Origin of the sequence: Niallia circulans NBRC 13626, from assembly GCF_001591585.1 — a bacterium.
Classification (GTDB): Bacteria; Bacillota; Bacilli; order Bacillales; family Cytobacillaceae; genus Niallia; species Niallia circulans.
In genome coordinates this window covers 91,944-105,218 of sequence record NZ_BCVE01000003.1, presented here as the reverse complement: position 1 = coordinate 105,218, position 13,275 = coordinate 91,944, and the positions used below count along the sequence as shown (strand labels likewise).

At 36.8% G+C, this 13,275-nt stretch carries 14 protein-coding genes and 1 riboswitch; of the genes, 12 read left to right on the top strand and 2 right to left on the bottom strand.

What is annotated here, in order from left to right; all coding sequences use genetic code 11:
• The first annotated feature begins 82 nt into the window (after window positions 1-82).
• From BCI01S_RS04835 to BCI01S_RS04810, 7 genes are all read left to right on the top strand, one after another.
• Window positions 83-691, top strand: a complete 609-nt coding sequence (locus tag BCI01S_RS04835) for a DNA-3-methyladenine glycosylase (RefSeq protein ID WP_061797278.1) — start codon at window positions 83-85, stop codon at window positions 689-691.
• Window positions 692-790: 99 nt separating this feature from the next.
• A complete protein-coding gene (locus BCI01S_RS04830; protein WP_053215587.1) occupies window positions 791-2,704 on the top strand; it encodes a BglG family transcription antiterminator in 1,914 nt (637 codons plus the stop codon).
• A gap of 171 nt (window positions 2,705-2,875) precedes the next feature.
• Complete coding sequence (locus tag BCI01S_RS04825; protein ID WP_061796941.1) at window positions 2,876-4,183, top strand: PTS sugar transporter subunit IIC; 1,308 nt, start codon at window positions 2,876-2,878, stop codon at window positions 4,181-4,183.
• Window positions 4,184-4,213: 30 nt separating this feature from the next.
• A complete protein-coding gene (locus tag BCI01S_RS26150) occupies window positions 4,214-4,339 on the top strand; it encodes a hypothetical protein (RefSeq protein ID WP_268874795.1) in 126 nt (41 codons plus the stop codon).
• A 12-nt stretch (window positions 4,340-4,351) separates the two neighbouring features.
• Window positions 4,352-5,788, top strand: coding sequence for a glycoside hydrolase family 1 protein (locus tag BCI01S_RS04820; RefSeq protein WP_047940838.1), 1,437 nt, complete (start codon window positions 4,352-4,354; stop codon window positions 5,786-5,788).
• Window positions 5,789-5,803: 15 nt separating this feature from the next.
• Window positions 5,804-6,124: a PTS sugar transporter subunit IIB gene (locus BCI01S_RS04815; RefSeq protein ID WP_047940837.1), complete on the top strand. Its 321-nt coding sequence runs from the start codon at window positions 5,804-5,806 to the stop codon at window positions 6,122-6,124.
• Between the two features lie 17 nt (window positions 6,125-6,141).
• Window positions 6,142-6,477, top strand: coding sequence for a PTS sugar transporter subunit IIA (locus BCI01S_RS04810; RefSeq protein ID WP_235844446.1), 336 nt, complete (start codon window positions 6,142-6,144; stop codon window positions 6,475-6,477).
• A gap of 256 nt (window positions 6,478-6,733) precedes the next feature.
• Here BCI01S_RS04810 and BCI01S_RS04805 read toward each other — a convergent pair whose 3' ends face one another.
• Window positions 6,734-7,705: a bile acid:sodium symporter family protein gene (locus tag BCI01S_RS04805; RefSeq protein ID WP_061796940.1), complete on the bottom strand. Its 972-nt coding sequence runs from the start codon at window positions 7,703-7,705 to the stop codon at window positions 6,734-6,736.
• A gap of 375 nt (window positions 7,706-8,080) precedes the next feature.
• On the opposite strand from BCI01S_RS04805, the gene BCI01S_RS04800 reads away from it, so the two are divergent.
• The 4 genes from BCI01S_RS04800 to thiW all read left to right on the top strand — a co-directional run bounded on the left by BCI01S_RS04800 (window position 8,081) and on the right by thiW (window position 11,691).
• Window positions 8,081-8,848, top strand: a complete 768-nt coding sequence (locus BCI01S_RS04800) for an ABC transporter ATP-binding protein (protein WP_047940835.1) — start codon at window positions 8,081-8,083, stop codon at window positions 8,846-8,848.
• A gap of 18 nt (window positions 8,849-8,866) precedes the next feature.
• Window positions 8,867-9,685: an ABC transporter permease gene (locus tag BCI01S_RS04795; protein WP_061796938.1), complete on the top strand. Its 819-nt coding sequence runs from the start codon at window positions 8,867-8,869 to the stop codon at window positions 9,683-9,685.
• A 162-nt stretch (window positions 9,686-9,847) separates the two neighbouring features.
• Entirely contained in the window at window positions 9,848-10,870 is a 1,023-nt protein-coding gene (locus BCI01S_RS04790) for an ABC transporter substrate-binding protein (RefSeq protein ID WP_156485387.1), read from the top strand.
• A 54-nt stretch (window positions 10,871-10,924) separates the two neighbouring features.
• A riboswitch (TPP riboswitch) is annotated at window positions 10,925-11,034 on the top strand.
• A 159-nt stretch (window positions 11,035-11,193) separates the two neighbouring features.
• A complete protein-coding gene (gene thiW, locus BCI01S_RS04785) occupies window positions 11,194-11,691 on the top strand; it encodes an energy coupling factor transporter S component ThiW (protein WP_047940833.1) in 498 nt (165 codons plus the stop codon).
• A gap of 303 nt (window positions 11,692-11,994) precedes the next feature.
• Here thiW and BCI01S_RS04780 read toward each other — a convergent pair whose 3' ends face one another.
• A complete protein-coding gene (locus tag BCI01S_RS04780; protein ID WP_047941033.1) occupies window positions 11,995-12,711 on the bottom strand; it encodes a GntR family transcriptional regulator in 717 nt (238 codons plus the stop codon).
• Window positions 12,712-12,963: 252 nt separating this feature from the next.
• Between BCI01S_RS04780 and BCI01S_RS04775 the strand changes: the two genes are divergently transcribed.
• Window positions 12,964-13,272, top strand: a complete 309-nt coding sequence (locus BCI01S_RS04775; RefSeq protein ID WP_047940831.1) for a PTS sugar transporter subunit IIB — start codon at window positions 12,964-12,966, stop codon at window positions 13,270-13,272.
• Window positions 13,273-13,275 lie beyond the last annotated feature (3 nt).

Sequence of the window (13,275 nt, the reverse complement as noted above, 5' to 3'; positions counted from 1 at the left end):
CTTTTTATAAAGGGATGATTCTTTCTTTTTTGGGGGAAAGAAACGTATACTAGAAGAAATATAATAGGAGAGAGAGACGATGATTGATTATATAAACCAGTCAACAGAAGAAATAGCACAAGTACTTTTAGGAAAAAAACTTATTCATAAAACGCCGGCATATACGTATAGTGGTTATATTGTAGAGACGGAAGCCTATGTTGGGATAGAAGATATGGCTTGTCATAGCTATGCAGGAAGACGCACGCCTCGATTGGAATCGATGTATAAGTCAGGTGGAACAATCTATATTTATACGATGCATACCCACCATATGTTAAATATTGTTACAAAAGAAGAGGGAAATCCCCAGGCTGTTCTTATCCGAGCGATTGAACCTTTTGAAGGAATAGAAGGGATGGAAAAGAATCGACAAGCAAATGGAGTAAATGTATGTAATGGACCTGGGAAGCTTACAAAAGCAATGGAAATCACCAAAGCTTTAAATGGTATCTTAATAAATGAAGAATCTTTACGGATTGTAGATGGGAAAGTACCATCCCAAATAATTGAGTCTCCGAGAATTGGGATTCCAAATAAAGAGGAATGGACGCTAAAACCTTTACGATATTATGTAAAAGGGCACCCCTGCGTATCAGGAATGAAAAAAGGCGAGATGCTTTCTGCTGCAGATTATTGGCATTATGGATAATGGATAATTTGTTTAGAAACCGCTTTCTAATAAAAGGCTGATAAGATATGATGGATATAACTATCATAGAAGGGAATTGGTTAAAAGGAGTGAGTGAAATTGTTACCAATAAGACAACAAAAGATACTGCATCAGCTTATGCAGTCAAAGTCTCCGCTTTCCAGTGATTACTTAGCAAATGCCCTGGATGTAACCACGCGAACAATTAGAAGTGATATGAAGGCATTGATTGATACATTAAAAGATAATGGAGCAGAAATAGTACTGACAAGAGGGAAGGGATATGAATTAGTTATTGGAAATTATCATTATTTTAAACCATTTTTAACAAAAATAATGAATGAAAATAACGTAAGTACACCCCTTCCAACGGAACCTGAGGAAAGAGTCGACTATATTCTAAAACGTCTATTATTGGCGGAAGAATACTTAAAAATCGAACAATTTGCTGAGGAGCTTTTTGTAAGTGAATCCTCTATTAAAAATGATCTGAAAGAAGTAAGAAGATTATTAAAAGACTTTAATTTAAATCTAGATAAGAAGCCAAACTATGGTTTGAAAATCAAGGGGCAAGAAGCTAAACTGCGTTATTGTCTTGCGGCATATGTGTTTGACCAGGATCAAACAGATTGGATACTTCCGAATAAAAAACTAGAAGAAATAAGAAACATTATTATCGAACAAGCAGAAAAGGCATCTATTTTTCTATCAGATATTGGCGTAAATAATTTAGCAACGCATATTGCGATTGCCTGTATTCGCATACAAAATGATAATTATGTTTCCATGCCTTTAAAAGAAATGGAGCCTCTTAAAGAAAAAAGAGAATTTACGATTGCCAAAAAGATTGTCTTTTTTCTAGAAAAAACGTTACATGTTACTTTTCCTGAATCAGAAATAGCCTACATAACTATTCATTTATTAGGTGCGAAAATGGTAGTTTACCAGTCTGATAGCAGAGAGAATATGTTAGAAATGATAGAGGAAGACATTTTAGCATTAACAAAAGCGATGCTCCACGAAGTGGAGCAAGAATTGGATCTAGAAATAGCCTATGATGAAGAATTAATTTACGGGTTATGTCTGCACTTAAAGCCTGCTATCAATAGATATAAATACGATTTAACCATAAAGAATCCCCTTCTTGCTGAAATCAAGAAAAATTATCAAATGTCCTTTGATGCTGCTGTTATTATGGGGAAATACTTAAGTAGACATAAGGGATTGGACATTAATGAAGATGAAATAGGTTATTTAGCATTACATATTGGCGCAGCGCTTGAGCGAAAGAAAGCAAAAAACAATGTGAAAAGATGCTTGATTGTCTGTGCTACAGGGGTGGCAAGTGCTCAATTACTGTATCACAAGCTTCAGTCCACCTTTGGCAATAAACTTGAAATTGTAGGAACTGCTAATATGTTTACCATCGATAACTATGATCTAAGTACATTAGACTTCATTGTTAGTACCATTCCTATTAAAAGGGAATTAACCATACCTGTTATTGATGTACATACTATTTTAAGAGAGGAAGACATTAGTAAATTAGAGCATATGGTTGTAGATAGAGTTGAAACTACCTTGCAATATTTTTATCCTGACCTTGGATTTTTTCAACAAGAGTATCAAACGAAAGAGGAAGTATTAGCATTTTTAGCAAGAGAAATTATACAGAAGGGGATTGCGCCAGATCATTTCTTTGAGTTAATCATGGAACGAGAAGAGATTGCTCCAACAAGTTATGGAAACGCCATAGCCATTCCTCATCCTCTAAAACCAATCACCGACAGTACTTTTTTATCTATTTGCACATTAAAAAAACCAATTCAATGGGGCGAAAATAAAGTGCAGCTTATTTTCTTATTAAGTGTACAAAAAAAGTACAAGAAAGATATTCAAAAGCTATATCAGCTGCTAGTCAAAATATCAGGAAATGCCTATATGGTGAATCAGCTATTAAAGGTAAAGTCCTTTGACGAATTCAAAGAATGTATTTTAGCTATTGGACAATAGGAATTTATAGAAGGGAAGGAACTCCGGACTAGAGTTCCTTTTTTTTGAGTCAGCCATTTCCAGTTTAAGGTGGAAAATAAGTGTATGTAAATGTAAGCGCTTATCCAATAGAATGGAAAACAAGAAATGAAACATATCATTTCCATTTAAATTAGGAATGGAGGTTAATCAATGAGTTTTAAAGACAAAGCTACCGAGACCCTTGGAAATGTTGCTTACAAAATAACAAATCAGAAATATATTATGGCCATAAAAAAAGCTTTTGTGACGTTAATGCCTGTCATTATAACAGGGGCGTTTGCCGTTTTAATCGCGAATATGGTGATGGGAACAGAGAGTGGTTTAGCCCATTTTAAAGCATTTGCCTTTTTGGCTGATTACCAGCCAATTATGAAGGCGATCCAATATGCTACCTTGAACTTCCTTACAATTGGGGCCGTTTTTCTTATTGGGATAGAGCTCGGACGGATCAATGGCCATCAGTCGTTATTCCCTGGAATATTAGCATTAATGTCCTATGTTTCTGTTGTTCCAACAACGCTAGAACTGCTTGTTAATGAGAAGAGCCAATTAGTGGTTGATGTTTTAGCAAGGCAGTTTTCTGATCCAAAAAGTTTATTCCTCGGAATGATTATCGCCATTGTATCGGTTGAAATTTATTGCAAGTTATCGAAAGTAGATAAGCTGCAAATTAAGATGCCTGATAGTGTTCCGTCAAATGTTGCGACTTCGTTTTCAGCACTAATTCCTTCTATTTTAACTGTAACGATTGTTGCTACTTTTGGATTTCTTTTTTTCAAAGTTACAGGGATTTATTTATATGAAGCAGTATATAACATTGTACAAAGACCGTTAGAAAGTGTCATGCAAGGACTGCCAGGAATTCTGATTCTTATGTTTGTGGCCCAATTTTTCTGGGTGATTGGTATTCATGGAAATCAAATGGTAAAACCGATAAGAGAACCACTGCTGCTGGCATCTATTACTGTTAATATGACGGCATTCCAAGAGGGAAAGGAAATTCCTAATATTATCACGATGCCGTTTTGGGATGTGTATATGAATATTGGTGGTTCAGGGGTAACCATTGGTTTATTAATAGCAATTTTTATAGTATCTAAACGAGAAGAAATGAGAAGTATTGCAAAACTATCCGCAGGACCTGGTGTGTTCAATATAAATGAGCCAGTTATATTTGGATTACCAGTCATGTTAAATCCAGTTATGGCTATTCCCTTTATTATTACCCCGCTGATTACAGGGACAATCGGTTATATTGCTACAGTAACTGGATTTGCTGCTAAGGCTGTCGTCATGGTTCCTTGGACGACCCCGCCCATTATTAATGCATACCTATCCACGGCCGGAAGTATTGGAGCGGTTATTACCCAGATTATTTGTATTATCGTATCTGTTCTAATTTATTTGCCATTTGTATTGATTGCTAATAAGGCTCCTGCTGTTCCAGAAGACGAGTAATTTAATACGGGAAGGGAGGAAGAGATAAATTTGACAATCGGATTGTATAGGATAGACGCTGTGATTCCTCATTTCTCCTATCCGGCCAATACTTGTGAGATGGTCTATGATGGATTATTAGGAATCATGAATTTAATAGTTATTTGTGAAGAGTAAGGAGGAGAAATAATGGAACAAATGAAAGTTAGTATTCCAGATCATTTTATTTTAGGAGCAGCATCATCTGCGTGGCAAACAGAAGGATGGGCTGGAAAGAAGGACTCTCAAGACTCCTATATGGATATCTGGTATAAAAATAATAAAAATGTTTGGCACAATGGCTACGGACCAGGAATCGCTACAGATTTTTACCATCGATATAAAGAAGATATCAGCATAATGCAGGAAATAGGGTTAACGCATTACCGGACATCGATCAATTGGTCTCGTTTCTTGGTGGATTATGAAAACGCAGTGGTAGATGAGGATTATGCTGGATATGTCGATAATGTTATTAATGAGCTGATAGATAAAGGTGTAGAACCAATGATTTGCTTAGAGCATTATGAATTACCGGCTGCTCTTTTTGAGAAATATGGCGGATGGAACGACAGACATGTTGTGGACTTATTCGTCAAATATGCAGAAAAAGTATTCGAGCGTTACGGGCGTAAAGTGAAGCACTGGTTTACTTTTAATGAACCAATTGTTGTGCAGACCCGTGTATATTTAGATGCAATACGTTATCCATTTGAGCAGAATACCCAAAAGTGGATGCAGTGGAATTATCATAAAGCACTTGCCACTGCTAAGGTTGTTGCCTTGTTTAAAGAAAAGCAGCTGCATGGACAAGGGGCTAAAATTGGGGTTATTTTAAATCCAGAGGTAACATATGCGAGATCTTCGGCTCCGCATGACCAAGATGCCGCCCGTATTTATGATTTATTCTTTAACCGAGTATTTCTAGATCCATCGATTAAAGGAGAATATCCAGCAGAATTAATGGATCTTTTACACAAACACAATATTTTATTTGAACATACAGAAGAAGACTTAACGGTAATAAGAAATAATACCGTTGATTATGTGGGGATTAACTTATATTATCCTCATCGCGTAAAGGCTAGAACAACGGCATGGAACGAAAATACCCCTTTTCATCCAGCTTATTATTATGAAATGTTCGATATGCCAGGCAAAAAAATGAATCCATTCCGAGGCTGGGAAATCTATCCGCAGATTATGTTTGATATGGCAACTCGCTTGAAAGAGGATTATGGCAATATTGAGTGGTTTGTGGCCGAGAATGGAATGGGTGTGGAAAATGAGTTTAAGTATAAAGACGAAAGTGAAGTAATCCAAGATGATTATCGCATTGAGTTTATTAGTGAACATCTTAAATGGTTATTAAAAGCAGTCGAACAGGGAGCAAACTGTAAAGGATATATGCTCTGGGCATTTACGGACAATGTTTCGCCCATGAATGCTTTTAAAAATAGATATGGACTAGTTGAAATTAATTTAGAAGAAAATCGAAACCGAAAATTGAAAAAGTCAGCTTTTTGGTATAAGGAAATCATTAAAGCTCGAGAAATCACCGTAAAAAATGATGATTTTATTAAATAACAGGAGGAATGAAGGATGAAAAGAATAATATTAGCTTGTGCAGCAGGTATGTCTACTTCCATTGTAGTATCAAAAATGAAGGCAGCTATTAAGGCAAGAGGCGAAGAAATTGATGTTTATGCCATTCCAGAAGGAGCAATTGCTGATGAATTAGCAACCTCAAGCGAAGGGGTAATGGCCATTCTTCTAGGACCGCAAGTACGATTTATGAAACAGGCGGCAGAAAGTGCTGCGAAACCATATGGAATTCCAGTGGATGTCATTGATACAAGATTGTACGGTACAGCTAATGGAGAGAAAATACTAGACCATGCATTATCATTAGCTAAAAATTAACCAAGAGAATAGAGGTGGTGAAATTGAATACTTTAGAGGAAATGCAGACAGCAGCTTTTCAAATTATTTCATTTGCTGGGGAAGCAAGAAGTTGTTATGTAGAAGCTATTCAGATTGCAAGAAATGGAAAAATGGACGAAGCGAAGCAAAAAATAGAAGAAGGTGTTCAATTTTACAATCAAATTCATCAAGTCCATGCTTCTCTTATCCAAAGAGAAGCTGCTGGAGAACAACTGCCATTCTCCCTTATTCTCATGCATGCAGAAGATCAAATGCTCACAACCGAAACATTAAAGATTATGGCAAGTGAGATGATAGAAATGTGTGCCATGATTATAGAGAAAAAATCATAAAAATCAACACGAAGCAGACAACATAGATTTTTATAGGGTTAGCGAGCAGAAGAAGTCAAAACCTCAAAGGCTATGTTGCGGCGACCGAAAGTCAGCCGCTTGGAAAGTGAAATGTATTTTAGTCTGCGGGTAATACCTACAAACTATTAAAAACCCAAACGATTGATAAGGAAAATATTAGTAGTATTTTCTTATCAGTCGTTTGGGATTATCCTCTGTTAGAATACTTAGAACCACCTCTTGATTTTCAAATGAATTAAGAAATTTTCCCTTCCTTTATTTTCCCTACTACAGGCTTTTCATAGACTAATTTAATAAAGTATCCATATAAAGCTGCTAGAATTTGTTGGAATAGCATACCAATCACAACGGGAACTGCTACTGCTGGAGGGAAAAAGCTCACAGCGAGAACTGCTCCTGCACTAATATTTCTCATCCCGCCAGAATAGATCATTGCTATTGTTTCTTCTTTGCTTCGTTTTGTAACTACCCCTAATATCCAGGCAAAAAAGTATCCGGATAATGCTATTACAAAAACAGTAAGTGCTACTTGGAGAAACTTTTTATCAATATTTCGTAAGTAAGGGGCTACTACAGAACTATTAATACTAACAACTAGTGCTAACCCAATTTTAGAAAAAGGGGATAGTGTATGATTCCACTTTTTCGCCTTTTCCACTGAAAACTGATTAACCATCATGCCGAAAATAGATGGCAGAACAATCATTCCAAGCAGCCCCTTCATCATCCCCCAAACCTCAAGCTGTACCGTTTCTCCTACAAAAAGGCTCATGCTTAATGGAACAAGGAACGGAGACAGCAAGGTATCGAGCAAGATAATCGCAAGAGTAAGTGCAATGTTTCCTTTATAGAGGCTAACCCAGATAACACTTGTGATTCCAGTTGGAATAACCACAGCTAACGTAAGCCCTGTAATCGTGTAAGGGTCATTTTGGAAAAATAAGTGACCAATCCCAAATGCCCACAAAGGAGTAAGAATATGTAGAATAGCCAGTGTCAAAAGCAAAGAAAGTGGATGGGTGATTGTATATTTCACTGATTTTAAATTAGATGTCAAGCTCCCTATAAAAGTCATCATTGCAAAAATCCACGGAACTAAGAAAGAGACATGATGAAGGATATCTGATAGCAATACCCCAATTAGGACACTAATCGGGGTTAAAAGGGGCATCCACTTCCCAAGAAAAGCATTCATTTTTTCTAACATATACAGGACTCCAGTTCTTGTAAAAATATAAGTTCATTTTAACATAGAAATGCTGGTGGATAAGCTGTAGTCGTGAAAATTTTCAGAATATTGATTTCGGAATAGTCTCCTGTAAAGCCATCATTTATTCGATTGAACTTTTTTCTATAATAATTACCCATTCGCCTAATTTTACATATAGTATAGCAAGAGCAAATTTAGAAGCATGGCATATTCATTGGCAATAGGGAGTTTTAAAGGCTGTTGATCACTTTTTTCTCCATTACAAGAGACCATGTGAAGGGAACGATAAATCAGCTGATTATAACAGGAACGAGAAATTGGTCTATAAAAAATCTATTAAAAATATGAATATTTTAGAACGGAGGGCTGTAATTGTATAAATTAGAGGTTAAGGACAGTAGTAAGGTTTTTCGAAAAAATGGCAAGGAGTTTTTCGCATTAAAGGATACAAATTTGCAGATTCCAGAAGGGAAATTTGTCAGTATTATCGGCCCAAGTGGATGTGGAAAATCAACACTATTTAATATAATTGCAGGATTAATAACACCATCAACAGGTCATGTCTTGTTAGACGGAAGGGACATTGTTGGAAAGAGTGGGCATGTTGGCTATATGCTTCAAAAAGACTTGCTTCTTCCGTGGAGAAATATTCTTCATAATGTGATTTTAGGATTGGAGGTAAAGGGTGTTCCTAAAAAAGAGGCGATCCAAAGAGCATTACCTTTATTAGAGAGATATGGATTGGAAGGGTTTGAAAAGCATTTTCCGGAAGAACTTTCTGGAGGAATGAGGCAGCGTGCGGCTTTGTTGCGAACATTGCTTTATGACCAAGATGTTATTTTACTGGATGAACCTTTTGGCGCCTTAGATGCACAAACACGCTTATTTATGCAGGAATGGCTTTTGCAAATATGGGGAGATTTTAAGAAAACTATTTTGTTTATCACCCATGATATAGATGAAGCCATTTTTTTATCAGATGATATATATATTTTGACGCCAAGACCAGGCACCATTAAGGAGAAGGTATCAATCCAATTACCAAGACCAAGAAATGAACAAACACTACTAGACTCTAAATTTATTCAATTAAAAGAATATGTACTACAAGCACTAAAATCAACAGAAGAAACAAAATAGGGAGGGAGGAATGGAGAGATGGAATCAAAGGATAAAACGAAGGTTCTTTATATAGAGGATGATGAGGTCATTGCCCGAAGAAAAAGGAAATTTACTCGCATTGGGCAATGGAGCTTTGGAATTATATTTCTCCTTGCGTGGGAGCTGCTTTCCAAGTGGAAACTAATTGATTCGTATTATTGGAGCAGTCCATCAACAATATGGAAGACGGGTTATATAGCTTGGACAGAAGGATCTTTATGGAGTGATTTATTATATACCTCTGGTGCGACTATCTTTGGTTTTGGACTAGGAACCTTCTTTGGCGCCCTATTAGGACTTTCCTTTTGGTGGTCTTACTATTATGCACGTATTTCAGAACCTTATTTAATTGCCTTTAATGCAGTACCGAAGCTGGCTCTTGCACCAGTTCTTGTTATTTTATTTGGAATAGGATTTAGCTCCAAGGTAGTTCTTGCCTTTATGATGACTATTATTACAACAGCTCTTGCTGCTTACAGTGGAGTGAAGGCAGTAGATAAAGATTTAGAAAAATTAATGTATTCCCTTGGTGCAAAGAAATGGCATGTTTTCACTAAAGTTGTCATACCAACGACAATGCCGTGGATTGTAAGCAGTTTGAAAATTAACATAGCATTAGCATTGGCTGGTACAATTGTCGGGGAATTTATCAGCTCTAGACAAGGGATTGGCCGAATGATCCTATATGCTGGGCAGATTATGAATATCAATCTTGTCTGGGTGGGCGTAGCTGTGCTGTCTATTCTTTCGATTGTGATGTACTTTGCTACAGTATGGATAGAAAAGCTTCTTTTGCGAGGAAGAAATGCGGAATAAAATATTTTCCCCTTTGAAAAGAACATAAAGAGAAAAATGTTCCATATATATGAAATAGAATATGTATTTCCATTATCCGCAATATACTTCTGGTTCATCTTCATTTTCTTATCTACTACTAAATTTCCCATTCTATTCATATATGAAAAAGGGGGCTTTGCCTTGAAAAAGTGGAGGCTTTTTCTGCTTATGTGTCTTAGTTTTGTCTTAATCCTTGCAGGATGTTCTTCAAAAGAAGAAAAGGGAACGAAGGATGGATTGAGGAAGATTGTTATTTCAGAGCCAGTTCATTTGATCGGCTATCTTCCACTGTATGTTGCCATAGAAGAAGGTTATTTTAAAGAAGAGGGATTGGAAGTAGAAGTCATTACAGCAACAGGAGGTGCCCACGTTACATCCGTTGTTAGTGGTGATGCCTGGGGCGTTATGGGCGGACCAGATTCTGTGCAAATGGCCAATTTAGGAAGCTCTGATCCGATTCAGTCAGTAGTAAACGTCGTTAACCGCGCTAATGTTTATTTGATGGGAAACTCAGAGGAAACGATTGATAGTACAAACGATGAAGAGCTGGCAGCTTACTTAAAAGGAAAAGTTATTGCAGCTGGGCGCTATGGTGGTAGTCCCAATCTTTTAACTAGATGGCTGTTAATGGAGCTAGGTTTAGATCCGGAAAAAGATGTGAAGTTAGAAGAACCAGCTGATGCCAGTGCAGTAGTTTCCCTTGTAGAATCCGGAAATGCCGATATTGCTAATGGTGGAGAACCGCAAATCACAGAAGGAATGAAAAAGGGAGCATGGAAAGAGCCATTCTACAGTTTTGCCAGTTTGGGAGACTATCCTTATTCTGTTGTCAGTGTAAAAAAATCCACAATTGAGAAAGAGCCGGAAGTTGTGGAAAGCTTTGTAAAAGCTGTTTTAAAAGGACTCAAGAAAGTGGAAAAAGACCCGAAACTATCCATGAAAGTGTTAAAAGCAGAATTTCCATCTACATCAGATGAGATTTTACAAGCATCTTTGGATCGTGCTTATGCTGATGAATTATGGAGCAAGGACGGTTACATCTCAGAGGAAGCTGTTGCAAAACCAATGGATGTTGTCGAGAAAACGGGTGTCTATACGGAAGGCTATAAATACGAAGAATTAATCGATATGCAGTTTGTGGATAAATTGTCCAAGAAACAATAAGAATAATTCTTTGCGTCCTAAATGAAATAAGTTAAAATGAAGGTATAAGCATATATGGACTACTAGGGGTGCCAGTTGGTGGCTGAGAGAAAAACAAATTCGTTTTTTAACCCTAACGACCTGATCTGGATCATACCAGCGTAGGGAAGTAGCGGATTCACTCTATTTCTTTTGACTTTAGCAGTCAGGTCTATTTAGATCTGGCTTTTTTAGTTTGTGAAAAGCCGTCGTTTAATAGCCCTGTAAGCCTTTTGGGTCTAGTCAATAGAAGGTTTGCTTAGTCTCCATGCTTAAAACTATTTTGAGTGGAGGAAATAATTACGATGAAAAGAATTAAATTATTGGTGATTATGGCCATGTTTACGGCAATTGGGACATATGGCTCAACCTTAGTATGGTTTCCGGCAGGTATTGCCAAGGCATATCCTGTTCAGCATGCTTTAAATGTAATAGCGGGAGCAATACTTGGACCGGTTCCAGCAGTTATCATTGCTTTTGCTACTTCCTTGTTAAGAAACCTATTAGGAACGGGATCCTTATTAGCATTTCCGGGAAGTATGATAGGTGCACTTTTGGCAGGCTATCTATTTCATAAAACAGCTAAGCCAATCTTTGCAGCTTTAGGTGAATTTATTGGAACAGGCGTCATCGCCTCCTTAGTGGCAGTACCATATGCATCGTTTTTCTTAGGGACAAAAACGGGTGCTCTATTTTATTTGCCATCCTTTGCTGTTAGCAGTTTTGCAGGATCCATCATTGGTGTCATCTTAGTAAGTCGTTTAGTAAAAATAAAATCAATTCAAATGTTAACTCAAAATTAGCAGCATAATAGATGAAGGACCGGTTAGAACATACTTATGGGATAACCGGTCTTTTTGTGGATAAATATATTGATTTTGTGGATGGTATGTGGATAACATAGCTATTTTTTATTGTATTTGTGGAAAACTAAGTAGGAATCAGGTGGTATTTTAGTGGAAGAAAAGATGTTCTGTGGATTTATTGTGGAAAACTAAGCGAGGGAGAAGGCTGGGAAAGGGAAGTTAGAATGAAGAGAATAGAGGAAAAACAGTTGGAACAAAAAAGGATATTTGTTATTACAAATATCCTTTTGATTGCATTCTTCAATAATTCCGCTCAATAACAAAGTGTGCTCTGTCTCCTCGGAAAATAGTTTTGGAATATTCAATGGCAGTTTCATCTTCTGCATAAGCAAAGGTTTCAAGTAGAAAGCAAGGGGATCCTGCAGGAATTTCCAATTTCTTAGAAATAGTGTCATCTGCTAAAACTAATTCTAAGTGCTCTATTGTTTTGCGGATTTTTATATTATACTTCGTTTCCAGCATCTTGTATAAAGACTTTTCGCAAGCAGCGCTATCTAATCCTGGTGCCTTGTGCCAAGGCAGATAAGAGATTTCATATTGTAGTGGAGCATCATTTACATAACGCATGCGTTCTAAGCAGTTAACGGGATCCCCTATATTTTGATTGAATTGCTTGGCTAGAAAATCGGTCGCTTCAATAACCTTCAGCTGAAGCACCTTGATAGACGGGGCTTTCCCTTGCAAAGTAATTTGTTCAGAGAATTGCTCTACTGTACTAGTTAAAGATTGTTTGATTTTATTTTCGGCTACAAAGGTACCTTTCCCTTGTACTCGATAAACATAGCCCTCAACTGTTAGTTGTTGAAGGGCTGTGCGAATCGTTGTTCTGCTGACACCGAATGTGTTACAAAATTCAGCTTCGGTTGGTAATTTAGTATTTGGTTGATATTCGCCGCTTTTAATCATGTCGATAATGGACTCTTTTACAATCGAGTGTAGCGCAGCATCTTTGTTCATTTCTTCCACAATCGTTTCCCTCCATATTGTCCCTGAATATAGAATATCTTTTCTATTCATAATAAGCAAATAAATAACAAATTTGTAATAACAAATAAATTTGTATTGAAACATGTCGTATTTGTTATTACAATATAAATATAAGATGTTACTACTTTCCTAAGAAGGGTGGCTGATAAAAAGACGTACGAAAGGAAACATTTTTTAGAATAAAATATCGGAATAATCTATCAATTAAAAGGGGATGGAATAGTGAATATTTTACTATGTTGTTCAGCCGGAATGTCTACAAGTTTATTAGTTTCAAAGATGGAGCAAAGTGCCAGAAACCAAGGGATAGACTGCAAGATTTGGGCAATAGCAGCCTCAGAAGTGAACAACGAGATAGAGAAAGCTGATGTTATTTTGTTAGGTCCTCAAGTACGATTTCTATTACCACAAGTAAAAAAGGCCGGCGACCAAAGAGGAATTCCAGTTGCAACAATTAATCCACAGGACTATGGATTATGTAATGGTGAAAAAGTGTTAGAACATGCCACAGCTTTAATAAAGGGGGAATAAAGA